Source organism: Bradyrhizobium sp. CCGUVB1N3 (genome assembly GCF_024199925.1).
In the GTDB taxonomy this organism is placed as follows: Bacteria; Pseudomonadota; Alphaproteobacteria; order Rhizobiales; family Xanthobacteraceae; genus Bradyrhizobium.
The window spans coordinates 3537398-3558792 of record NZ_JANADR010000001.1; the positions used below are offsets into that span (position 1 = coordinate 3537398).

The window sequence follows — 21395 nt, forward strand, 5'->3', positions numbered from 1 at the left end:
CGCGATGCGATTAAGACGATTGGCCATCTTGGGGACACCTCTCCCCAGAGGGCCAAGCCGCTCAGTCCCGAGTCCTTCGGCGCTCCTCATTCCTGTCCGACGCAGGTCCATGCCGGAGCGTCCGCAGGACGGCAATGAAGAGCAGTGCTGCGACTGGCCAATGAAACCAGATTCTGTGCAGACCGGTGAAAACGTTGATCAGAATCAGAAAGCCCGAAACTGTGAGGATTGCTGCAATGGGACGAGGCAGGATCGCCCACCGATCCGCGATGGAGCTCATCCAGTTGGACGGCTCGTATCGGCCGCGAATCGTTTGAGCGCCAGCTTCCGAGCCTGCAGCTGCTCCGACCTGAGGAGCAGGGCTTCCACTATCTCGCCCAACGGCCCCGCCGCCCACGGTCACCCGATAGGTGGTTACGGGGGCCACGTTCTTCATCTGTTGCTGGCCGAGACAGTCAAACCCAACAGATAGTTTGTTGTGCACCTGATCGTAGACGGAAGCCGAGACCATGACGTCACCGGGCTCGGCGAGTTCTTGCAGCCGCGCCGCGATGTTGACCCCGTCGCCAAAAATATCGGAACCATCCACCATCACATCACCTAGATTGACGCCGATGCGAAACCGCATCTGGGGCGCGCGAGGTGGAGCCGAATTCTGACTGGAAACTTCCTGCTGAATCTCGACCGCGCATTGCACGGCCTCGACCACGCTGGCGAACTCGGCGATCACGGCATCGCCCCAAGTATTCACAATCCGCCCGTCGTGGCGCTCCACCAATCCTGCAATGGCAGTGCGGCAGCGGCGCAGCATCTCCAGCGTTCCCGCTTCGTCTGCTCCCATCAGGCGAGAATAGCCGTGCACGTCCGCGCACAGGACAGTCGTCAGCCGCCGTTTCACCTTGTCGTCGGTCATCGACCATATGGTATCTCACTGACCGCCAAATGCACCAGGCATCGTCTGGCGCGACAGCGGTTCCCAAGCCATTTCCTATCGGGCCAAGCCCGCGATGTCGCCTCCAGTCCCGAATGGCGCTGTTGACTTGCCGCGGTCAAAGCCGCCCGCGGAATGTGACATCTACATGAATGATCCGGCGCAAGACTGCGCAGCCGCGTGGCATGACGAAATCGTCTCGTCGTTGGGCAGGTCGTCCATGAAATCCCAGATCATCGCAGAGCTCGGACAAGGCGACATCCTGTTGCCGTCACTGGTGGCGGAAGGGCTCGCTGCCAACGATCGCGTCAAGGTGCGCCTGAGTGCGCTGCAAGCTGCGCGGCAGCACGCCGAGGCGCCCGAACGGTCGGCGACGGACCTTGCGATCGAAAGTCGCGCGATCGGAATCACGCCTGCGGGAATTGCGGGGCTGATCGGTGGCGCACGTCGGGTCGCTGCCATGGGTCACCGCACATGCGCGGACGCTTGTGACGCGGGTACCTGAGATTTGGCTCGGCTGCTGAACCCCCAACCCGATCAAGATAGAGCGGGCCTCCATTTGGGTAATCCCCTTGCGCACTCATCTTCCAGCGCGCTCGGCACTAGTGTGAATCGGTCAAGTCCTCGATGGGCCGCAGCCGGCAAAAATGCGCTCGCAAGCGCCCCCCTCATTGCCGGCCGTCGGAGCTGGGATCTGGCCAATGTCGACTAGAGACCTGGGAGATCGCCTTTCTTAAATCCTCAATTGCCAGAGAAGATGCTTCAATCCGAGAATATTACACGTCGCGTGTTCGAAGTTTCCGCGAGCGCCCAACCTGAGGAGATGCCGGCCTTTTCTCAGCCTTGGTTCTTACACGCCGTGTACAGGAAGGAATACCGCGCAGCCAAAGCATTCAATAAGGCCGGCAAGCTAGTATGTGTTTTTCCGTACGGCCAAACGAAGGTCATGGGCCTTTTTTCAAAAGTGACGAGTCTAGATCGCTGGAGGCGCCTCAGCTCATTCGTCTTTCTCGATAAACAGATGAGTGATGGAGAGAAGCGAGATGCGGTCGCCGATATCATAAAACAGCTTCCTGGATCGACGGCTTATTGCCAATTCATCCTGGATGACGGTTCCGGCATCATTCGCGACGCGCTCATCAAAGCCGGGTTTGAATGTATCAAAATGCCCAGGTACATCCGATCACCCAGCAAACAACGTTATGAGCGTGCTGACGCGTATGCGAACGCCAAAGACAATGTACTGAAAACCATCTCAAAGGACGGAAGGACCCGATACCGAGCAACAATAGAACGAGCAAAGATAGAAACCATCTCAGCGTCTGATTTTTGTAAGTTCTACGAAAGCAATCTTATTGGTAAAGGCGTGCAGAGCTATTCCCCGCTAGGCATTGCGGAAACACTCATCGAGAATGGTATCCACCGTCAGAAGGCCCTCACGCTCGCAGCAAAGGATAAAGACGGCCTAGAAGCTGCGGCAGTTTTCCTGTTTGATTCGAAAACCATCTACGCATGGTTGGCGACCAGAAAATATCATCCGGAAAGCAGGAAATTTGGCCACGATGATAAATACAAGAAATTCTGCATGGATATATTGGTCATCGAAGCCATGATCTTCGCAGAGATGCATGGCCTGGTTTATGATGCCGAAATTTTTCCCGTTGAAAGGAGCGACGTCACCCAAACTCCGCACAGAATTTTTGTCAACGAGAAGATACTCCACCTCACAAAAGAGGAATCCAGATTTCTCTTCCAAAGAAGGGGTTGGTCGTATGACCAGGCATGGCTGGTTTTCTACAGGATAAGGGAACTTGCAAAGCGAGCATTTGATAGTATCGAACGCCGCACACGTCGGCTCAGGGTCAGAAGCGCCTTTGGTGGCTCTGCCGGTGGCTTAGTCGGCTCTTGGCCGATGTTTCAGGGTGTCGCCCAGGCGACGCGACGGCGACCGAAATAGTTCGACTGTGGCTTGAACGTTACATCCGCCCACGATGAACCCGTTTAAACTTTGGTCCGTTTTGGCGAGTTCTCGGGGCTTTTCATGAAGAAACTTGCTTTGGCGGTGTCCGCTCTCGCGGTCAGCGCGATGGGTGCATCCGCGGCCGACCTGGCTGTGAAATCCCCTCGATATCAAGCGCCCGAAGCAGCCGTTTTGAGTTGGACGGGCTTTTATGTCGGAGTCTCGCTTGGCGGCGAGCAGGCCAACGCCGATTGGACGACCAACTCGGTTGGCGTTGTCGCACCGGGCTTTGTAATTCCTCCCCCAACGGTAGACGCTAGTTCGCCTAGGCGCTTTAGCACCTCAAGTGGTCGCTTTGGCGGCTTTGCCGGATACGACTATCAATTCGCGCCTCAGTGGGTTGCAGGCATTGTCCTCGATGCCGGGTATTTCAACGGCACCGTCACGACGGTCGGGGTGCCCGGCTGCACGATCACGTGCATCTTGGGTGTCCCGGGACCCGGAGCCGATGTATCGAGTGTAAGAGCTAGATGGGATGCGGATGTGCGGGGTCGGCTCGGATATCTGGTAACGCCCAATGTTCTGCTCTATGGGACCGGCGGTATTGCGTTCCAAAACTTCTCCAATTCGGCAACCTGCCAAACCAGCCAGACTGATCCTGTTTGCGGACCAACTGCAATCCCCATTTTTACGACGGCGACGAACAGCTCCACCCGAACTGGCTGGACGGTCGGAGTCGGCGTCGACGCGAGAATCTTCGCAAACTGGATGCTTCGCGCCGAGTATCGTTACTCGGACTTCGGAACGTGGAACAATTCGCTGTCGCTGGTATCCCCTGGTGTTTCAAATGTAACGTTAGCCACGAGCTTGAAACTCAATACGCACATCGGAATGGTCGGAATAGCGTACAAGTTCGGTGGGCCCGTCGTTGCAAAGTACTGAGTTCTCCAAACTTCGATCCTTTCTTAAAGCCACGCCCATCACCGGCGCATCCGGAAGCTAGAGCGATCAAGTGAGATCGACGGCCTGACGACCATCTCTCCCGGGCCGGGAGAGGTGAACAGCTCCTCAGCTTGGCGTGATCCCTCGGCGGCCGCGGCTCAGTGAGTGCCGGCGAATATCTGGATGCAGCCGATCACGACCTCGATCACGATCAGCACCACCACAGCCACTTCGAGGCGCAGTGAACGCTGCGTGTCGATGATATCGGTCAGCGCGTTTGCGGTCCCGGAAATCGCGGCAAGCTTGCGCTCGAGCGTATCGAGACGCTCCTTCAATTCATACTCGTCCTCGAGCCGCGAATAGAGGCGGTCGAGCCCGGGTTTCTCCCAGAGCACGTCGGGCTTCTCCGCGACGGCGACACGGCCTGCGACGCGCTGCTGCACCAGCAGCGCGTTGCCGATCAGTTGCAGGATTCCCTTGCGGCGGCGCGGCGTGCGGCCGCGCTGAGCAAGTTCGCGCGCAAACGGCTCGATAACGTCGAAGACGGCAGCAACGCGGCGCTCGTCGCGGGCGAGCGCCGTGCTCTTCGCAAGCGCATCCGCGATGAGAAGCAGACGGTCCTCGGAAAATTTGCTGAGGCAGATCGGTCCACCCGGCTGGATCACTTCGGCGTTTTCATCGTTGCAGAGCTGCGCCTGCGCGGTTTCCTCTTCATACGGGCTGAACTCGCCGAGCACGCGTGGCTTCAAGGTGTCGATCAACACCTTCTCCTCCGACGGCAGCAGCCCGATCAGCACCACGACGCCGTAGCGGAAGATCACGGCGAGTCCGGCATGGACGCGGAACGCGACCGGCGTCGACGACACCAGCGCTCCGATCTCGAGGCCCGCCGCATTGATGCGGTCGCCCAGCATCACGGCGCGGATCCGCAAGGCCGGCGCGGCGTCCTGCCGGGGTGATGTTGCGGTCGAGCCAACAGCGAGTTGATCGACGTTCACGCGAACATCCTGCTTGGACAGATCAGATCACCCGTTTGCATGTTTGCTCGTCCAGACTCGAAGGCCGCACGCGGCAAGGGCGGCCACTCTTGCAGGGATGTAGTCAGTCGTACTGCCCCGACAATCTCCGCAGTGAAATCAGGTTGCATGCGGTCAGGGCCCGCGCGCGGCTGCCGAAATATTACGCAATAATACGGCCTGCGTGCGACGGGCTTGGCTGCGGCCGGCTGCACGGTTTACCATCCCGCGACACCGCGAGCACCAACGCGCCGGCAAATCGTTGCGTCCGGCACCACGGCACGGTTATACGCTATAACAATTGCGCTTTTCCCGCAGCTTGAGACAATCGAAGCCTCAATCATGTTGAGCGTCATCATACCGACGGAAGGCGTCGAGCAGCCCACGGTCGCAACTCTGGCCGCGCTGGTCCCGGGTGCTGCTGCCGGCCTGATCAAGGAAGTTCTGCTCGTCGACGGCACGCGTAACGGCGTGATCGAGCGCGTCGCCGACGTCGCGGGCTGCCGCTTCATCGGCTACGAAGGCTCCTCGCAGGGCGCGGCGCTTGCCGCCGGTGCGCTGCAGGCGCGTTCGCCCTGGCTGATGTTCCTGCATGCCGGCGCCGTGCTCGAGACCGGCTGGATCGAAGAGACCACGCAGTTCATCCAGATTGTCTCGGCCAGCGGACGCGACCGCGCGGCCGTGTTCCGCTACGCGCGCTCGCCCTACGCCGATACCGGCCTGCGCGACATCATCCGCCTCGTGGCGCGCAAGATCGTGGGGCCCTTTGGCGATCAGGGGCTCCTGATCGCGCGCGATCATTACGACCGGATCGGCGGCTACCCGCCCCAGGCCCGCCGCTCCGAGGCGCGGCTGCTACGGCGGCTCGGCCGCTCGTCCCGGACGCTGTTGCGGAGCAAGATCGTCAGCATGGCGTGATCCAGAAGATACTTGCCAAAGTCAAATAATTGATTGACAATGGCAAGTATCGGAGGTGCCCCATGTCGTCTGATATGTCATCCAGTCTGTCATCAAGCGCGCCCTCGGGCGTTTCGGCCCGACGGGTCCCCGACGATCAGGTGGAGGCGGTTCGTGCCTTCAACCGCTTCTACACCCGCAAGCTCGGCGTGCTCGATCAGCAATTGCTGAAGACGCCCTTCTCGCTCAGCGAAGCGCGCGTGCTTTATGAGCTCGCCCATTGCGAGGCGCTTTCGGCCAAGGAGATCGGCATCGAGCTCGGGCTCGACCCCGGCTATCTCAGCCGCATCGTGCAGAATTTCGACGAGGCCGGCCTGATCGCGCGCAAGCCGCTCGCAACCGATCGGCGGCAATATCAGCTCAGCCTGACGGCGAAGGGCCGGCAGGCCTTTGCAAAGCTCGAACGCTCCTCACAGGAAGACGTCGCCGCGATGCTGCGGCCGCTCAACGAAGCCGATCGCAGGCGGCTGACCGGCGCGATGGACGCGGTCGAGAAGCTGCTCGGCATGGCGCGCGCGGAGCCGCCGCCCGCATCCCTGCGCGATCCGCGCCCCGGTGACATGGGCTGGGTGGTGCAGAGCCACGGCGCGCTCTATGCGAGCGAATATGGTTTTGATGCAGGCTTCGAGGCGCTCGTCGCGGAGATCGTCGCAAAATACATGACCTCTTACGACGCCTCGCGCGAGCGCTGCTGGATCGCCGACATCGAGGGGCGCCCGGTCGGCTCTGTGTTCCTGGTGAAGGCCAGCGACGACGTCGCCAAGCTGCGCCTCCTGCTGCTCGATCCCACCGCGCGCGGCCGCGGCCTCGGCCAGCGGCTGGTCGCCGAATGCGTCTCCTTCGCGCGCGCCTGCGGCTATCGGCGGATGACGTTGTGGACGCAAAGCATTCTGGTCGGCGCGCGCAAGATCTATCAGGACGCCGGCTTCAAGCTGGTGGCGAGCGAGCCGCATCGCAGCTTCGGCCAGAACCTGATCGGCGAGACCTGGGAGCGCGACCTCTGATGCGCGCGCGGCACGAGCTTTCGCGCCGCGTCACGGCAGAGCTCGTCGATCTCTACAAACGCCGCGCCCGCCGGCTGCGCGCGGAAGCATGCCGCGACCTGTGGCGCGCGGTGTGGTGTTCGCTGCGGCGGACGAGTTAGACCGTCGCGCCTTGCGCTTTCGGTCTGCGCAAATGCTCGTCGAGCCGCGGCATGATCTCGACGAAGTTGCAGGGGCGCGTGCGATAGTCGAGTTGGGCGGCGAGGATGCCGTCCCAGCCGTCGCGGCAGGCGCCGGGCGAACCCGGAAGGCAGAAGATGTAGGTCGCGCCGGCAACGCCAGCGGTGGCACGGCTCTGGATCGTCGACGTACCGATCTTGGCGTGGCTCATCATGTGAAACGCGATCGAGAAGCCGTCCATCCGCTTCTCGAACAAGGGCTCGATCGCCTCCGGCGTGACGTCGCGTCCGGTGAAGCCGGTGCCGCCGGTGGTGACGACGACGTCGACGCCGGCATCCGCAATCCAGCGGCGGATGACGGCGCGGATCGCCTCGACATCATCGGTGACGATCTCGCGCGCGGCCAGATGATGGCCGGCAGCAAGGATCCTGTCCGCCAGCGTCTGACCGGATTTGTCGTCGGGGAGCGCGCGCGTGTCGGACACCGTCAGCACCGCGATGTTGAGCGGGATGAATTGTTTTGTCTCATCGATGGAGGACATTGCGCTTTCCTCTCGTGTCCCGGACGCGGTGCAGCGCGCCAGCGATGCGCCGCAGAGCCGGGACCCATGTCCGAGAGACCTCTGAGGGGCCGGCATTGTGGGCCCCGGCTCAGCAGCGCAGCATTTCATGCTGCGCAGCGTCCGGGGCACGAGATTCGTGACTACAACGACCCGTTCCCGAAGGTGTTGCAGGCCTGCACCGTGCCTTGCTGATAGCCGGTCATGAACCAGCGCTTGCGCTGCTCGGCCGAACCGTGGGTGAAGGAATCAGGCACCACGCGCCCCGTGGCCTGGCGTTGCAACGTGTCGTCGCCGATCGCGCTCGCCGTGGTCAGCGCCGCGTCGATGTCGCCCGGTTCGAGGAAGTTCGGACGCTTCTTCGCCTCGCGGTTGACCCAGACGCCGGACAGGCAGTCGGCCTGCAATTCCACCTTCACCTGGAGCGCGTTGGCCTCGGCCTTGGAGCCGGCCTGCTGCTGCAGCCGCGTCACGCGTGGAATGATGCCGAGCAGATTCTGGATGTGATGGCCGGCCTCATGGGCGATGATGTAGGCGGTCGTGAAGTTACAGGCGGACTTGCCGGAACAGCCGCGGAAGCGTGTCTCGACCTCGCGAAAGAAGCCGGTGTCGAGGAAGATGGTCTTGTCCGGCGGGCAGTAGAACGGTCCCATCGCCGACTGCGCCATGCCGCAGCGCCCGCCATTGGTGGCGTTGCGGAACAGCACGATCCTGGGACCGGTGTAGGACTGGCCGCTGGCCTGGAAGATCTCGCTCCAGCGATCGTCGATCTCGCCCAGGATGCCGGAGATCATGCTGCCCATCTCGTCGGTCGGCGCGCCGCGCTTGGCCTGCCCGCCCGAGGCCTGGCGATCGGTCTGGTAGCTCGGTGCCTGGCCGCCGCCGGTGAGGATCTCGGCGCCGCCGATCAGGATGCGCGGATCGATGCCGAAGGCATAGCCGAGCAGGCCGAGCACGATGATGGTTCCGATGCCGAGGCCGCCGCCGCCCATCGGCAGACCGAACCCACCGCCGCCGCCACCGCCGAACCCACCACCACCCTCGTCGCGACGATCCTCGATGTCGTCGCTGCGGCGGAAATCATCGTAACGCATGGCGGCTTCCCTTTGAGTCCCTGATTGCATCTGCGGGGGTGCGCAACAGCGCAAGACCCCACCCGCATCACAAACGTAAAATTTCCGTTCTGTTAATCAATATCCTGCTCGGCAAAAATTGCCTAGTGCGGCACCTTGCCGACCGCTGCAATTTTTTCCGGGAGAGCAGCAATTATTTCCGAGAGAAAGTTTGGCGCAAGCGCGGCGATCGCAGCGGCGCGAACACGAAATATGCTGCAAAACACGAGTGATCCGCGCATCTTCCCGCGCGCGATGCGCGATGTCGACGCAATCTCGAGAAGATGCGGGTTAAGTCGTTTTTTACTTTGCGCGGTCAATGTAACGGCCAGTCGGTTGTTTGGTCCCGCGTCGCCGACAGCGTCGCCTGAGTCAGAGTTCTTGAGTCATGGTTGTGTCGCGTCGCGGGGCGTCTGCAAGGGCGCCCCGCACAAATTTTGAGTCCCCATCGCATCGCATCATCGTCGGCGATTGCGTCGCCGAGATGTCGAAGCTGGCATCCGGTTCGGTTGATCTGGTGTTCGCAGATCCGCCCTACAATCTTCAGCTCAAGGGCGATCTCAAACGCCCCGACGAATCCCATGTCGACGCCGTCAACGACGCCTGGGACAAGTTCGATTCGTTTTCCGCCTATGACGACTTCACGCGCGCCTGGCTGCTCGCCTGCCGCCGCGTGATGAAGCCGTCGGCGACGATCTGGGTGATCGGCTCCTATCACAACATCTTCCGCGTCGGCGCGATCATGCAGGACCTCGGCTTCTGGCTCCTGAACGACATCGTGTGGCGCAAGTCCAACCCGATGCCGAATTTCCGCGGCCGCCGCTTCACCAACGCGCATGAGACCATGATCTGGGCCGCGCGCGACGAGAAGGCCAAGGGCTACACCTTCAATTACGAAGTGCTGAAGGCCGCCAATGAGGACGTGCAGGCACGCTCCGACTGGCTGATCCCGCTGTGCACCGGCGAGGAGCGCCTCAAAGGCGCCGACGGCAAGAAGGTTCACCCGACGCAGAAGCCGGAAGGCCTGCTGGCGCGCGTGCTGCTGTCGTCGTCCAAGCCGGGCGATCTCGTGATCGATCCCTTCAACGGCACCGGCACCACCGGCGCCGTCGCAAAGAGGCTCGGCCGCAGCTACATCGGCTTCGAGCGCGAACGGACTTACGCCAAGGCGGCCGAGGAGCGGATCGCGGCCGTCGAGCCGCTGCCGGAAGAGAGCCTCGCCCCGTTCATGACTGCGCGCGAGGCGCCGCGCGTGGCGTTCTCCGAGCTGATCGAGCGCGGCATGATCATGCCCGGCACGAAGCTGTTCGACGCCAAAAAGAAGCTCGGGGCTCTCGTTCGCGCCGACGGCGCCATCATGCTGGGCGACAAGGTCGGCTCGATCCACCGCATCGGCGCCGTCGCGCAGGGCTCCGCCGCCTGCAATGGCTGGACCTACTGGCACGTCGAGACCAAGCAGGGCCTCAAGCTGATCGACGAGCTGCGCGCCGAAATCCGCTCCGGCATGGCGGAGTAGCGCCCCTTTTTCCCGATCGTCATTCCGGGGCGCGCGTCAGCGCGAACCCGGAATCTCGCGCCACAATCTCCAGATTCCGGGTTCTCGCTTCGCGAGCCCCGGAATGACTGGAATACTTGAACCACTCGGCCCCCGGGACTACATTCAGGTATCAGTTCCCGTCTTGACCGGTCGAGCCATGCGACGACAGTCCGAGACATTGCTGTTCCTGCCGCTGCTGCCGATCTTCCTGGTCGGCATGTTTCCGATGTTGATGATCGGACTGCTCGGCTTTGCCGGACTTGCCTTGTTCGGCGTGCTGCTCATCTGCGTCGGGCTCGCCAGCGGCAACGAGGCGCACGACACCTTCAATCACGACGTCATCGTCCACGGTTATCCCAAAGGCTCCGAGCGCGCCGCGCGGGCCTCCGACGTACATGCCGCGACGCGTCTTGCGCACCGCGTGGAAGCTGCGGGGCTCGGCGTGATCATCGTCGCCATCCTCGGCTTCCTCTACGCCGGCTGACCTGCACGGCGTGCAGGCTCCATCCACGAACTCGTCACTTGTGCTTCCCGCAAGGGTTCGGGCAAGAGAGGGCCGCCAGCGGCAATGATGCGCGCGTCCGATCTCGGCTCACACAGGACTGGGGAGACTCTCGATGCTCAAATTCTACTTCAACGGCTCGCCGAACCCGACCAAGGTCGCGCTTTATCTGGAAGAGTCAGCCCTGCCGTTCGAGCCAGTCGCGGTCGACACCCGCAAGGGCGAGCAGTTCACGCCCGAATTCCTCAAGATCAATCCCAACGCCAAGGTGCCGGCGATCGACGACGACGGCGCCATCGTGTTCGACTCGAACGCCATCCTGCTCTATCTCGCCGAGAAGACCGGCAAGTTCCTGCCCGCGCCCGCCGTGCGCGCGCAGACGCTGTCATGGCTGATGTTCATCGCCACCGGCCTCGGCCCCTATTCGGGACAGGCGGTGCACTTCAGGCACTTCTCGCCCAAGGACCAGGACTACGCGCATAACCGCTATCAGTATGAAGGCCACCGCCACTACCAGATCCTCGACGACCATCTGGCCAAGCACCGCTACATGGTCGGGGACAGCTACTCGATCGTCGACATGGCGCTGTGGGGCTGGGCGCGCATGGCCGCCTTCGTGCTCGGCGAGGACGCCCCTAGCAAATATCCGAACGTCAAGCGTCTGGTCGATGAGATCTCGGCGCGGCCTGCGGCAGCCCGCGCGATCGCGCTGAAGGACAAGTTTGCGTTCAAGGCCGTGATGGACGACGAGGCCCGCGACAACATGTTCAAGCACATGAAGACGAAGGTGGCCTGATCATCACGCGATCATTCCGGGACACGCGTTTTTCGCGTGACCCGGAATCTCCCTCAAGGCCACGCCGCGGTCAGGCGGCGTGCACCGAGTTCAGGAACTTTGCGACCTCGAGCTTGAGCCGGCTGCTGTCCGCCGACAGCGACTTGGCAGACGCCAGCACCTGCGAGGACGCCGAGCCGGTCTCGGAGGCGCCGCGCTGCACGTCGCCGATATTGGTCGACACGCGCTGCGTTCCGCGCGCCGCATGCTGAACGTTGCGCGAGATCTCCTGCGTCGCTGCGCCCTGTTCTTCCACGGCGGCCGCGACCGCGGCTGAAATCTCCGACAGCCGCCCGATGGTGCCGCCGATCTCCCGGATCGAGCCGACCGACTCCTCGGTCGCCGCCTGGATGCCGGAGACCTGCTGGGCGATCTCGCCGGTCGCCTTGGCCGTCTGCTCGGCCAATGCCTTGACCTCGGTGGCGACGACGGCAAAGCCTCGGCCGGCCTCGCCGGCGCGCGCAGCCTCGATGGTGGCGTTCAGCGCCAGAAGGTTGGTCTGGCCGGCGATCGTGCTGATCAGCTCGACGACGTCGCCGATGCGGGCGGCCGCCTTCGAGAGCTCGCCGACCCGCTCGTTCGTCCTGCCTGCCTGCGCCACGGCTTCATTGGCGATGCGTGCCGATTCCTGCACCTGGCGTGCGATCTCGCCCACCGACGAGGAGAGTTCCTCGGTCGCGGACGCAACCGCCTGCACGTTTGCGGAGGCTTCCTCCGAAGCGGCGGCGACCTCCGTCGACAAATCCTGGGCGCGCGAGGCGGTAGTGGTCAGCGTGCCGGCCGAAGCTTCGAGCTCGCCCGACGCGGACGACACCGTCTCCACGATCTCACCCACAGCCTGCTCGAACTGGTCGGCGAGCCTGACCATGTCGGCCTTGCGCTGCTCGGCCTGACGCGCCTCGAGCTCCTTCTGCTCGGCGCGCAGGCTCTCGGTCTCGGCCATGTTGTCCTTGAACACCTGGATCGCCTTGGCCATGTCGCCGATCTCGTCGCGATTACCGCGCCCGGGAACCTCGACCCTGAGGTCGCCGCCGGCGAGCGATCCCATCGCGCGCGTCATCGAGGCCAGCGGCCCGACGATGCTGCGGGCGATCAGGAAGGCGACGATGCAGCCGAACAGGATTGCAATGGCGCCTGCGGTCTCCTGGATCAACGTCGTGCTCGCAATGACGCTCTCGGTCGCGGCCCGCGAAGCCTGATATTCCGTCTTCAATCCGTTTTCCGCGACCTTGAGCTTGTCGATGCTTCGGACGATCAGGGGCGCGAGGTTGTTGTTGTAGATGTCGTCCGTCTTGAGCATCGCAGCGGATGTCGTCTCGAAGGCGTTCTTGTTGATCGTCAGCGATGTCTTCACCGGCGCGATCGCGGATCGGACCTCCGCCGGCAGCGTGGCACTCTCGAGCGCGTCGAGTTTTTGTTGTGTATTCTCGACGCTCGTCCTGAAGGCCGAAGCCCCCTTGCTGTCGCGCAAGGCCAGGAAGCGCCAGTTCGCAATTCGGACAAGAGCAATCTTGGATTCGATATCCGCGACCGCGGCCGCGAGGTCGGCGTCGTGGGAGCTGCGCGCAGCGATGACCAGCTTGGCGGTCTTGGCGGCAAGATCGTCACCACCCGGCAACAGGGTCGCCCTGCCCGTCCTCGTCTCGTTGACGGCATCGCCCAGATCGTCGCGCAGAGTCCGCATCTTCGCGATATCGCCGACGAGATCGTTGTAGAGCTTTCGCCGCTCATCGGAGAGTGTCTGTTTTGCTCCCACCTGAAGCAGCTGGGTCGCCGCGGCCTCCCGGTCTCCAGCCTCCCTGAGAGACGGCTCGTTCCAGTCATGGATGTAGCGCAGGTTGGCCCGCTGGATCGCCTGGAGATGGCTCGATATTTCCAGGACCCGCGCCGTGCTGTCCGAGAGAGCTGATGCCTTTGCGACCTGGTCCTGAACGGCCCACAGATTCCAGACCGCCACTGCGCCCATGATCAGGCCAGCCGCCACCAGAGCTGCGAAGCCGGTATAAAGACGCCCCCTGATCCTCAAACGAAAGCTCGGCATTTCCACTGTCCACCCACAAGCAAGAGACGCAGGCAGCCGGACGACCCCGAGATCGCCAGGCGCCTCCCCTGCAGCCGTCGATCGCCCCGTCGGCGATTCGTGCTGCGCCGCGACACAATGCGGGACACTTGTTAATTGTGTCCTTCTGGCGCTTCGCGTGGACGCCGATGGAACTCAGGCAGGAGAACGCAATGGGCAGGCTGGCGCTGCCACTTTGCTCAGAATCGGCCGAAAGGGTCGAACGGCAAGCGGATCGGACGCAAACTCATGCGGACAAGCGCATCCCGGGCGCTCGTCCGCAACCGTGAGACAATGCGACCCCAATCAGCCGGCGGCCCGGATGGCTGGTTGCGGAAACGGCCCCAGCGCCTTCTCGGTCAAAACCGAGTCGCAATATTCCCTGATCTCCCTGATCCTGCCGTCCTCGATGCGAAACACCAGGCAATAATCGTTGTCGTAACGAGCGCCTTCCTTGGTGACGTTGTCGCCCTTGGCCTCGACCACGACGATGTCGCCGTCGGCGATGAAGCGGTGGGCCACCGTGCGCGTGCGGTCGCGAAGGCGCGAGCGGACATGGCCGTGCAAATCGTTGAGGATCGCGTCCTTGCCGGTAAAGGTGCGCGACCAGGAATATTGCCCGGTGACGACCCATTTGGCGTCCTCCGCAAGGCTCGCGATGAACAGCGCGCGGTCACGCACCTCGGGGTCGGGATTGGCGGCGGCGGCGAAGATGTCCTGCACCAGTTTCTTGTTGGCGGCGGCGCTCATGGCGGCTTCTCCTTTGCTCGAGCTCGCCGGGATCATCGCCGTCTCACGCAAATTCTTCCAATCGATAGTGAATATGATATCTATTCACCTCATGAATTTGAATTCGCTTGACCTCAATTTGCTGAGCGCGCTCGACGCGCTCTTGCGCGAGGCTAATGTCACTCGCGCGGCTTTGAGGATCGGGCTGTCGCAGCCGGCGACCAGCCACGCGCTCCAGCGCCTGCGCGACCTCTTCGGCGATCCGCTCCTGGTGCGCACTGGCGGGCGCATGGAGCTGACGCCGCGCGCGCAGGCGCTGCGCGCACCGCTCGCTCAGGCGCTCGACCAGGTGCGCGGGCTGTTCGTGCCCGAGGAATTCGACGCGGCACACAGCGAGCGGCAGTTCCGTCTGATGATGCCGGACCTCGCGGTCGAGCTCTTGATGCCACCCTTGATGGAGAAGGTGACGCGCCTTGCGCCCAACGTCCGCATCGACGTGGTGCCGTGGCGGGGACCTGCGATCTTCCATGCGGAGTTTGCCCGCACCATCGATCTCGTGATCTCGATCGGCAACGCCTTCAAGGGATTTCACCGCCAACTGCTCTACACCGACAGCGACGCGCTGGCCGTGCGGCGCGGCCATCCCGTCGGGGCGAAGCTGAAGCAGCGCGAGACGTTTCTCGCCGCGCGCCATGTCGCCGTCATCATCCGCGGCCAGGCCGAGGATCTGATCGACACCTGGCTGCGCAGCAAGGGCATCGAGCGGCACATCGCGCTGGTCGTATCAGGCTATCTCGAGGCGCTGCATGTCGCCGCCCGCACCGATCTCGTCGCCTTCGTGCCGCGCCGGCTGATCCTCGCGCTGTCGAAACAGCTCACGCTCGCCACCGTCACGCCGCCACTCGATCCCGGCATCGACGAGCAGTTCATGTTCTACCCGACCCGCGCGCAGATGGATCCCGGCTCGATCTGGCTGCGACGGCTGATGCTGGAGACGGGACGGGGATTGGAGAAGCGGAAAGCTTCGTAGGGTGGGCAAAGCGAAGCGTGCCCACCACTTCTGTTGTAGCCTGGCGAGATGGTGGGCACGGCGCTACGCGCCTTTGCCCACCCTACAACCCGAAGTTTTACGCCTTGTGCGCGTCCATCACCTTGCGCACGGCGGGCCGCTCGGACATCCGCTTGAAATGATCGGCGACCTTCGGCGTCGCCCTGATGTCGACGCCGTCGCCTTCAAGCCAGAGCGACAGCGTGTAGAGATAGGGATCGCAGATCGTATACTGCTCGCCCATCACCCAGGGCCCCCTGAGCATCTTCTGGTCGATCAGCGAGAAGCAGGCGCCCATGGTCTTCGGGATCATCCGCTTCATGTCCGCGAACGACGTCTCCTCCGTCGCCCAGCGCACGCCGCGCATCTTGTGGGCGTGCGCCACGTGCACCGTCGAGCACAGATAGGAATTGAACGACTGCGCCTGCGCGAGCGCGAAGGCATCGTCGAGCGGCGCAAGCTTCGCACTCGGAAACACTTGCGCGATATAGGCGAGCATCGCCGGCGTCTCGGTCAGCACACCGCGATCGGTGACCAGCGCCGGCACGCGTCCCTTCGGGTTGATCGCAAGGTAGTCCGGGCTGTTCTGCTGGTTGCTTTTGAAGTCGAGCCGTTCGGCCGTGTAGTCGGCGCCCGCCTCTTCCAGGGCGATGTGGGAGGCGACCGCGCAGGTGCCGGGGGCGTAGTAGAGCTTGAGCATAGGAGACCTCGTATCGAAAGCCGAACGTTACCGGCCGGCCGGCGCGGCGTCCATAGGCCGCCCTCTTCGCAGTTGCCCACGGCCGCCTCCCCGTGCGAAGAGGCGGCCAATCGGAGGGGTTTTGACATGACGGTCCTCATCGCCGGCGGCGGCATAGGCGGGCTGACGCTTGCGCTCAGCCTGCACGGAATCGGCATTCCCGCAAAAGTGTTCGAGAGCGTCGCCGAGTTGAAGCCGCTCGGCGGCGGCATCAACGTGTTGCCGCATGCGGTGCGCGAATTGATCGAGCTCGGCTTGATAGACAAGCTCGATGCGAACGGCGTGCGCACCTGCGAGCTCGCTTATTTCTCCAAGCATGGCAAGCCGATCTGGAGCGAACCGCGCGGGCTGGAGGCCGGTTACAAATGGCCGCAGTTCTCGATCCATCGCGGCATCCTCCAGCAACTCCTGCTCGACACCGCGATCGAACGGCTCGGCCGCGAGAACATTCTGACCAGCCATCATCTGACCGGCTGGCATGAGACCGCAGACGGCGTCCGCGCCGAGTTCATCGACAAGGCGACCGGCAAGCCCTCCGGAGCTTACGAAGGCGCGCTCCTGATCGCGGCCGACGGCATCCATTCCGCCGTGCGCGAAAAGCTCTACCCGCAGGAAGGGCCACCGATCTGGAACGGCCGCATCCTCTGGCGCGGCGTGACGCCGGCAAGAGCCTTCCTCACCGGGCGCACCATGATCATGGCCGGGCACGAGATCCTGAAATTCGTCTGCTATCCCATCACCAAGGCGCCGGACGCATCCGGCAACCACCAGATCAACTGGGTTGCCGAGCGACACATGCCGCCGACCTATCAGTGGCGGCGCGAGGACTATAACCGCACCGCGCGGCTGGAGGAGTTCTTGCCGTGGTTCGAGGGCTGGCAATTCGACTGGCTCGACGTGCCAGGCCTGATCCGGAACTGCCCGCACGCCTACGAATATCCGCTGGTCGACCGCGATCCGGTCTCGCAATGGACTTTTGGCCGCGTCACGCTGTTGGGCGATGCGGCACACCCGATGTATCCGATCGGCTCGAACGGCGCCTCGCAAGCGATCCTCGATGCCCGCGTCATCACGCGCGAGATCCTGGCGCACGGGCTGACGAGCGCGGCGCTCTCAGCCTATGAGGCCGAGCGCCGGCCGGCGACGACCGATCTTGTGCTGCTCAACCGCAAGAACGGCCCGGAGCAGGTGATGCAGCTCGTCGAGGAGCGCGCGCCTGATGGCTACGACGTCGTCACCGACGTGCTGTCGCAGAAGGAGCTTGAAGACATCGCCGCGAACTACAAGCGCGTCGCCGGCTTCCAGGTCGAGGCCCTCAATGCCAAGCCGCCGCTCGTGCCGCGGCATGCCGATGCGAGGCGCGCGAGCACCTAGCCAGGCCCAACCGATCGTGCATGATGTGATGGCGCTTTGGGTCGTTGCCGCACGGTCCGCAATGCCGTTGACGGGCGCGAGTTACCCGGAGCGACGACCGCCCAATCGCTTGAGCTTATTGATGACGCGGATGGCGTAACCGAGCCCAGCCGGATTGGTCTGGCGCAAGAAGGCGACCTTTTTTACAAACTTTTCGACGTGCCATTTGGCGTGTGCACCCTCGCGGAAAAAGACAACGTCGCCGACACCGTAGCGTTTCGGCGTCATGCCATCGCTCTCGAGCACCATTGATCCTTCAAGGATCATGATCGTCTCGTCCAGATCGTAGTACCAGTTGAACTTGCCCTCGGTGCAGGACCAGATCAGGGTCATGGCAGTGCCGCACGCGCTGGTCGACAGCAGGTGCGAGCGCGCTTCCGGGTTTCCTTCAATGATCCAGGATGGCTCAATCGGGGACGGCTTGAGATCGACGTCGCAGTGGCCGGTCTCAATAAGCGCAAGCGTCATGGCTCACCTCAAGGCCTCAAGTAAAGCGCGGCTCGAAAATTTATCCCGTTCAAGTTTGTTAATTTCTAATCGGGGCCACCTACAATCAAAGCTTCCGCAGAGAATATGAAGTGGCCACTTTGCCGCACGTCAGCTCGACAATGCGTCGAACGTCGCGATTTGCCCGCAGGCTGCGCCCATCCACCCGCCTCTTATCCGCTGCGACAATAAGCGCGGAATCCAAATGCTCGCGCTGTTGAAACCGGCAATGATCGGTGCACTCATTGCGCGCGCAAGGAATCCGCGAGCACATCTTCTCATTGCACGCGTGGGTAGAACTCCATGCTGATGCGGAAGCATTGTCCCCCTTTTTGGGGAACGTGAAGAAGGTTCATCGCGCCTGTATCAGCGAACCACCCTCGCCGCATCGAGCAGGCGCTCGCTGGCGGTGGCGGTCGCAAGCAGCGTGCCGTCTTCGGCCATCAGCTTCCCTTCGACAAACGCGATCGTCCTGCCGAGCTGGGTGACTTTGGCCTCAGCGACGATCGGCCCGGGTTTGGCCGGCGCGAGGAAGTTCACGGTCATGCTGACGGTCGTCGTATAGAGCCTGCCTTCGCTCATCACGAGCACTGCCGGACCCATCGTATCGTCGAGCATCGCCGAGAGCAGGCCGCCCTGGATGAAGCCGGCGGGATTGCAGAACTCCGGCTTGCCCTCGAAGCCAAGCTTGATCCAGCCCTCCTCGGGCCGGGCATCCAAAAGGCGCCAGCCCAGGAGCTTGGCACAGGGCGGCATGTTGAAATCGTCGAGCGCGGTCTTGACCATCGGGAGCCTCCGTTTCGCTTCCCGATAGCGCAGCGCTGCTGCCAGCATGCTGTCAGGAGTGCGCGCGGAGCGAGAGCGCGCTTTAGAGACCAAGCCCGTGCGCGATCACCTTGCGCATGACGTTGGGCAGCGCCTCATCGGCAAGGGTTGCGATCGGCACCCACCGCATGCCCCTTGGCGCGCGGGTGCGGCCGTCGACCTCGGCGGTGTAGACCACGAGCTCCAGCGGGAAATGCGTGAACACGTGGGTGACCACGCCCAGCTTGCGCTGCCAGCGCGTGAGGCCCTTGATCCCAGGCGCCTGCCCGCGCGCAGCCTTGTCGTCCTGGCTGGCGAGCCAGTCCGAGCCCGGCACCTCGGTCATGCCACCGAGCAGACCCTTTTCGGGCCGCGAGCGGACCAGCAGCTCATCGCCACGGACGACGACGAAGGCCGCGCCGCGGCGCAACGTGCCGCTCTTCTTCGGCGCCTTGCGCGGAAACGTCTCCTGCGTGCCTTGCGCCCGCGCGACGCAATCCTCGTTCAACGGACAGAGTGAACACGCCGGCTTCTTCGGCGTGCAGATCGAGGAGCCCAGATCCATCAACGCCTGCGCGCTGTCGCCGGCGCGAGACCTCTCGTCGCCGGCGCGAGAATCGGCGAGCAGCGTTGCCGCCAATTGCTGGATCAGCGGTTTTGCCTGCGGCAATTCCTCCTCGACGGCGTACAGGCGCGACACCACCCGCTCGATATTGCCGTCGACCGGCATGGTGCGACGGTCGAACGCGATCGCGGCGATCGCCGCCGCCGTGTAAGGCCCGATCCCCGGCAACGCGCGCAGGCCCTCTTCGCTATCGGGAAACATGCCGCCATGCTCGCGCGCGACCGCAACCGCGCAGGCATGCAGATTGCGCGCCCGCGAATAGTAGCCGAGCCCAGCCCACATCCGCAGCACGTCGTCCTGCGAGGCGCGGCCGAGCGCCACAACGTCGGGCCAGCGCGCGACGAATTTTTCGAAATAGGGCCCGACCGCCTTGACCGTGGTCTGCTGGAGCATGATCTCCGACAGCCATACGCGGTACGGATCGGCCGTCTCGCCCGCTGCCGCGCGCCACGGCAACCGGCGGCGATGGCGGTCGTACCATTCGAGGAGCAATTTGGGGCGAGCGGAGGGGCAGGTGGCTGCCTGTGTCTTGTTTCGCTCGAGAGCTGCGCCTGATAGACTCATGCATCCATATAGCGTCATTCCGCGATGGTGCGTAAGCACCAGACCCGGAATCTCGAGATTCTCAGGTGCGCAATTGCGCACCATAGTTCGACGCTGCACATCGCCCCGGAATGACAGAAAGCTTCCATGTCCAAACCCGGCCCCATCAGCGCAAAGCCGCTGTCGATCCTGCTCAACGACGTCTTTGCCGAGGCCTACGCCAAGCAGGGCTTTGCGGCGCGCGAATTGGTGACACGCTGGGGCGAGATCGCCGGCTCCGAGATCGCCGCGCATTCGGAGCCGTTGAAGATGCAATGGCCACGGCCGGTCGAGGGCCAGCCGCAGGAGCCGGCGACGCTGGTGCTGCGGGTCGAGGGGCCGATGGCGCTGGAGATCCAGCACTCCGCCGACGTCATCCTGGAACGGGTCAACCGCTTCTTCGGCTGGAATGCAGTCGGCAAGCTTGCCTTCCGCCAAGCCCCCCTGTCGAGCCGCGGCCGCCCGGCGCGGCCCCGCCCGCCCGACGCCGGGGCGGTGGCGAAGGTGGCCGAGACCCTCGGCAGTATCGAAGATGAACAATTGCGGGACGCGCTGGCTCGGCTGGGTGCCGCAATCAAGCGAAATTGAGCCGCATTCCGCCGCTAATCTGGAGCCGTTGTTGCGGCCCGCCATTGCCTCCATTGCGGTTTCAAGCTAGCGACAGGCCGCTCAATCGGGGAGCTTTGGGCGTGCTTACGCCAATTTCGGGAGTTGGACCTTTGATGATCACCCGCCGCGTCTTCACCACGATGCTTTCGCTGACCGGACTTGCCGTGGCTGCCGGGTTGTCGCCGCTGCGGCTCATCACCGAGGCCATGGCGCAGAGCACCTCCGATGTCGCCAAGCCGGTGTCGCTGCCCGACATGGCGCTCGGTCCGGACAACGCCGCCGTCACCATCACCGAATTCGCCTCGATGACCTGCCCGCATTGCGCGGCCTTCAACGAGCAGGTGTTCCCGAAGATCAAGAAGGAATTCATCGACACCGGCAAGGTGCGTTACATCTTCCGCGAGTTCCCGCTCGACATCAAAGCCGCCGCCGGCTCGATGCTGGCGCGCTGCATCGCCAATGGCGACGCGCCGAAATATTTCGCCGTCACCGACATGCTGTTCCGCTCGCAGGCCGACTGGGTGACGAAGAACACCACGGAGACGCTTGCCCGGATCGGCAAGCAGGCGGGCCTCTCCCAGAGCCAGGTCGAAGCCTGCCTGAAGGACCAGGCACTGCTCGACAAGATCGCCGCCGACCAGAAATATGCGAGCGAGGTTCTGAAGGTCGATTCGACGCCGACCTTCTTCATCAACGGCGAGAAGATCAAGGGCGAGGCCTCGTTCGAGGAATTCGCGAAGAAGATCAATCCGCTGTTGAAGAGCTGATCTTCACGCTTTGATCCTGA

Annotated in this window: 23 protein-coding genes; 12 read left to right on the forward strand and 11 right to left on the reverse strand. The window is 63.2% G+C overall.

Translation table 11 applies throughout. The features are described from left to right. Nucleotides 1-61: 61 nt before the first annotated feature. Complete coding sequence (locus tag NLM33_RS16765) at nucleotides 62-913, reverse strand: adenylate/guanylate cyclase domain-containing protein (RefSeq protein WP_254097107.1); 852 nt, start codon at nucleotides 911-913, stop codon at nucleotides 62-64. A gap of 238 nt (nucleotides 914-1151) precedes the next feature. Here NLM33_RS16765 and NLM33_RS16770 point away from each other — a divergent pair, with 238 nt between their 5' ends. From NLM33_RS16770 to NLM33_RS16780, 3 genes are all read left to right on the forward strand, one after another. After that, on the forward strand, nucleotides 1152-1436 hold the full coding sequence (locus NLM33_RS16770; protein ID WP_254097108.1) for a hypothetical protein: 285 nt from the start codon (nucleotides 1152-1154) through the stop codon (nucleotides 1434-1436). A gap of 252 nt (nucleotides 1437-1688) precedes the next feature. Beyond that, the gene (locus NLM33_RS16775; RefSeq protein WP_254097109.1) at nucleotides 1689-2888 is read left to right on the forward strand and encodes a hypothetical protein; all 1200 of its coding nucleotides are present in this window, start codon (nucleotides 1689-1691) and stop codon (nucleotides 2886-2888) included. A gap of 84 nt (nucleotides 2889-2972) precedes the next feature. Next, on the forward strand, nucleotides 2973-3833 hold the full coding sequence (locus tag NLM33_RS16780) for an outer membrane protein (RefSeq protein ID WP_254097110.1): 861 nt from the start codon (nucleotides 2973-2975) through the stop codon (nucleotides 3831-3833). 158 nt (nucleotides 3834-3991) lie between these two features. Here the strand turns inward: NLM33_RS16780 and NLM33_RS16785 are convergent, their stop codons facing one another. Beyond that, complete coding sequence (locus tag NLM33_RS16785) at nucleotides 3992-4831, reverse strand: RMD1 family protein (RefSeq protein WP_254097111.1); 840 nt, start codon at nucleotides 4829-4831, stop codon at nucleotides 3992-3994. 360 nt (nucleotides 4832-5191) lie between these two features. On the opposite strand from NLM33_RS16785, the gene NLM33_RS16790 reads away from it, so the two are divergent. Both NLM33_RS16790 and NLM33_RS16795 read left to right on the forward strand, forming a co-directional pair. Continuing rightward, a complete protein-coding gene (locus NLM33_RS16790; protein ID WP_254097112.1) occupies nucleotides 5192-5767 on the forward strand; it encodes a glycosyl transferase in 576 nt (191 codons plus the stop codon). A 74-nt stretch (nucleotides 5768-5841) separates the two neighbouring features. Then, a complete protein-coding gene (locus tag NLM33_RS16795; protein WP_254105817.1) occupies nucleotides 5842-6810 on the forward strand; it encodes a helix-turn-helix domain-containing GNAT family N-acetyltransferase in 969 nt (322 codons plus the stop codon). Between the two features lie 136 nt (nucleotides 6811-6946). Here the strand turns inward: NLM33_RS16795 and moaB are convergent, their stop codons facing one another. The 3 genes from moaB to NLM33_RS16810 form a co-directional block, all read right to left on the reverse strand. Continuing rightward, complete coding sequence (gene moaB, locus NLM33_RS16800; protein ID WP_254097113.1) at nucleotides 6947-7510, reverse strand: molybdenum cofactor biosynthesis protein B; 564 nt, start codon at nucleotides 7508-7510, stop codon at nucleotides 6947-6949. A gap of 161 nt (nucleotides 7511-7671) precedes the next feature. Continuing rightward, the gene (locus NLM33_RS16805; protein WP_254097114.1) at nucleotides 7672-8622 is read right to left on the reverse strand and encodes a neutral zinc metallopeptidase; all 951 of its coding nucleotides are present in this window, start codon (nucleotides 8620-8622) and stop codon (nucleotides 7672-7674) included. 122 nt (nucleotides 8623-8744) lie between these two features. Beyond that, nucleotides 8745-8960, reverse strand: a complete 216-nt coding sequence (locus tag NLM33_RS16810) for a hypothetical protein (RefSeq protein WP_254097115.1) — start codon at nucleotides 8958-8960, stop codon at nucleotides 8745-8747. Between the two features lie 68 nt (nucleotides 8961-9028). On the opposite strand from NLM33_RS16810, the gene NLM33_RS16815 reads away from it, so the two are divergent. The 3 genes from NLM33_RS16815 (at nucleotide 9029) to NLM33_RS16825 (ending at nucleotide 11475) form a co-directional block, all read left to right on the forward strand. After that, complete coding sequence (locus NLM33_RS16815) at nucleotides 9029-10156, forward strand: site-specific DNA-methyltransferase (RefSeq protein WP_254097116.1); 1128 nt, start codon at nucleotides 9029-9031, stop codon at nucleotides 10154-10156. A gap of 178 nt (nucleotides 10157-10334) precedes the next feature. Continuing rightward, entirely contained in the window at nucleotides 10335-10661 is a 327-nt protein-coding gene (locus NLM33_RS16820; RefSeq protein ID WP_254097117.1) for a hypothetical protein, read from the forward strand. Nucleotides 10662-10794: 133 nt separating this feature from the next. Next, a complete protein-coding gene (locus NLM33_RS16825) occupies nucleotides 10795-11475 on the forward strand; it encodes a glutathione S-transferase family protein (protein WP_254097118.1) in 681 nt (226 codons plus the stop codon). Between the two features lie 70 nt (nucleotides 11476-11545). Here NLM33_RS16825 and NLM33_RS16830 read toward each other — a convergent pair whose 3' ends face one another. Both NLM33_RS16830 and NLM33_RS16835 read right to left on the reverse strand, forming a co-directional pair. Further along, a complete protein-coding gene (locus NLM33_RS16830; protein WP_254097119.1) occupies nucleotides 11546-13555 on the reverse strand; it encodes a methyl-accepting chemotaxis protein in 2010 nt (669 codons plus the stop codon). A 324-nt stretch (nucleotides 13556-13879) separates the two neighbouring features. Beyond that, nucleotides 13880-14323, reverse strand: coding sequence for a nuclear transport factor 2 family protein (locus NLM33_RS16835; RefSeq protein ID WP_254097120.1), 444 nt, complete (start codon nucleotides 14321-14323; stop codon nucleotides 13880-13882). Between the two features lie 91 nt (nucleotides 14324-14414). On the opposite strand from NLM33_RS16835, the gene NLM33_RS16840 reads away from it, so the two are divergent. Further along, nucleotides 14415-15332: a LysR family transcriptional regulator gene (locus tag NLM33_RS16840; RefSeq protein WP_254097121.1), complete on the forward strand. Its 918-nt coding sequence runs from the start codon at nucleotides 14415-14417 to the stop codon at nucleotides 15330-15332. Between the two features lie 97 nt (nucleotides 15333-15429). Here NLM33_RS16840 and NLM33_RS16845 read toward each other — a convergent pair whose 3' ends face one another. Then, entirely contained in the window at nucleotides 15430-16050 is a 621-nt protein-coding gene (locus NLM33_RS16845) for a glutathione S-transferase family protein (protein WP_254097122.1), read from the reverse strand. A gap of 126 nt (nucleotides 16051-16176) precedes the next feature. Here NLM33_RS16845 and NLM33_RS16850 point away from each other — a divergent pair, with 126 nt between their 5' ends. After that, nucleotides 16177-17463, forward strand: coding sequence for a flavin-dependent oxidoreductase (locus tag NLM33_RS16850; protein ID WP_254097124.1), 1287 nt, complete (start codon nucleotides 16177-16179; stop codon nucleotides 17461-17463). 81 nt (nucleotides 17464-17544) lie between these two features. Here NLM33_RS16850 and NLM33_RS16855 read toward each other — a convergent pair whose 3' ends face one another. The 3 genes from NLM33_RS16855 to mutY form a co-directional block, all read right to left on the reverse strand. After that, nucleotides 17545-17970, reverse strand: a complete 426-nt coding sequence (locus NLM33_RS16855; RefSeq protein WP_254097126.1) for a cupin domain-containing protein — start codon at nucleotides 17968-17970, stop codon at nucleotides 17545-17547. A 384-nt stretch (nucleotides 17971-18354) separates the two neighbouring features. Beyond that, the gene (locus NLM33_RS16860) at nucleotides 18355-18774 is read right to left on the reverse strand and encodes a PaaI family thioesterase (protein ID WP_254097128.1); all 420 of its coding nucleotides are present in this window, start codon (nucleotides 18772-18774) and stop codon (nucleotides 18355-18357) included. A gap of 82 nt (nucleotides 18775-18856) precedes the next feature. After that, nucleotides 18857-19981, reverse strand: a complete 1125-nt coding sequence (gene mutY, locus NLM33_RS16865) for an A/G-specific adenine glycosylase (RefSeq protein WP_254097130.1) — start codon at nucleotides 19979-19981, stop codon at nucleotides 18857-18859. Between the two features lie 126 nt (nucleotides 19982-20107). Between mutY and NLM33_RS16870 the strand changes: the two genes are divergently transcribed. Both NLM33_RS16870 and NLM33_RS16875 read left to right on the forward strand, forming a co-directional pair. Further along, nucleotides 20108-20587 carry a DUF721 domain-containing protein gene (locus NLM33_RS16870; RefSeq protein WP_254097132.1) on the forward strand — a complete coding sequence of 160 codons (480 nt, stop codon included), beginning with the start codon at nucleotides 20108-20110 and terminating at the stop codon, nucleotides 20585-20587. Between the two features lie 131 nt (nucleotides 20588-20718). Continuing rightward, complete coding sequence (locus NLM33_RS16875) at nucleotides 20719-21375, forward strand: DsbA family protein (RefSeq protein ID WP_254097134.1); 657 nt, start codon at nucleotides 20719-20721, stop codon at nucleotides 21373-21375. The last annotated feature ends 20 nt before the right edge of the window (nucleotides 21376-21395 follow it).

Excerpts from the sequence above, each read along its gene's own strand:
- NLM33_RS16765 (WP_254097107.1), bottom strand. The coding sequence starts at position 913 with ATGACCGACGACAAGGTGAAACGGCGGCTGACGACTGTCCTGTGCGCG.
- NLM33_RS16845 (WP_254097122.1), bottom strand. The coding sequence starts at position 16,050 with ATGCTCAAGCTCTACTACGCCCCCGGCACCTGCGCGGTCGCCTCCCAC.
- NLM33_RS16830 (WP_254097119.1), bottom strand. The coding sequence starts at position 13,555 with ATGCCGAGCTTTCGTTTGAGGATCAGGGGGCGTCTTTATACCGGCTTC.
- NLM33_RS16855 (WP_254097126.1), bottom strand. The coding sequence starts at position 17,970 with ATGACGCTTGCGCTTATTGAGACCGGCCACTGCGACGTCGATCTCAAG.
- NLM33_RS16820 (WP_254097117.1), top strand. The coding sequence starts at position 10,335 with ATGCGACGACAGTCCGAGACATTGCTGTTCCTGCCGCTGCTGCCGATC.
- NLM33_RS16795 (WP_254105817.1), top strand. The coding sequence starts at position 5,842 with ATGTCATCCAGTCTGTCATCAAGCGCGCCCTCGGGCGTTTCGGCCCGA.
- NLM33_RS16815 (WP_254097116.1), top strand. The coding sequence starts at position 9,029 with ATGGTTGTGTCGCGTCGCGGGGCGTCTGCAAGGGCGCCCCGCACAAAT.
- NLM33_RS16790 (WP_254097112.1), top strand. The coding sequence starts at position 5,192 with ATGTTGAGCGTCATCATACCGACGGAAGGCGTCGAGCAGCCCACGGTC.
- NLM33_RS16805 (WP_254097114.1), bottom strand. The coding sequence starts at position 8,622 with ATGCGTTACGATGATTTCCGCCGCAGCGACGACATCGAGGATCGTCGC.
- NLM33_RS16840 (WP_254097121.1), top strand. The coding sequence starts at position 14,415 with ATGAATTTGAATTCGCTTGACCTCAATTTGCTGAGCGCGCTCGACGCG.
- NLM33_RS16835 (WP_254097120.1), bottom strand. The coding sequence starts at position 14,323 with ATGAGCGCCGCCGCCAACAAGAAACTGGTGCAGGACATCTTCGCCGCC.
- NLM33_RS16780 (WP_254097110.1), top strand. The coding sequence starts at position 2,973 with ATGAAGAAACTTGCTTTGGCGGTGTCCGCTCTCGCGGTCAGCGCGATG.
- NLM33_RS16825 (WP_254097118.1), top strand. The coding sequence starts at position 10,795 with ATGCTCAAATTCTACTTCAACGGCTCGCCGAACCCGACCAAGGTCGCG.
- NLM33_RS16775 (WP_254097109.1), top strand. The coding sequence starts at position 1,689 with ATGCTTCAATCCGAGAATATTACACGTCGCGTGTTCGAAGTTTCCGCG.
- moaB (WP_254097113.1), bottom strand. The coding sequence starts at position 7,510 with ATGTCCTCCATCGATGAGACAAAACAATTCATCCCGCTCAACATCGCG.
- NLM33_RS16850 (WP_254097124.1), top strand. The coding sequence starts at position 16,177 with ATGACGGTCCTCATCGCCGGCGGCGGCATAGGCGGGCTGACGCTTGCG.
- NLM33_RS16770 (WP_254097108.1), top strand. The coding sequence starts at position 1,152 with ATGAAATCCCAGATCATCGCAGAGCTCGGACAAGGCGACATCCTGTTG.
- NLM33_RS16860 (WP_254097128.1), bottom strand. The coding sequence starts at position 18,774 with ATGGTCAAGACCGCGCTCGACGATTTCAACATGCCGCCCTGTGCCAAG.
- NLM33_RS16870 (WP_254097132.1), top strand. The coding sequence starts at position 20,108 with ATGTCCAAACCCGGCCCCATCAGCGCAAAGCCGCTGTCGATCCTGCTC.
- mutY (WP_254097130.1), bottom strand. The coding sequence starts at position 19,981 with ATGAGTCTATCAGGCGCAGCTCTCGAGCGAAACAAGACACAGGCAGCC.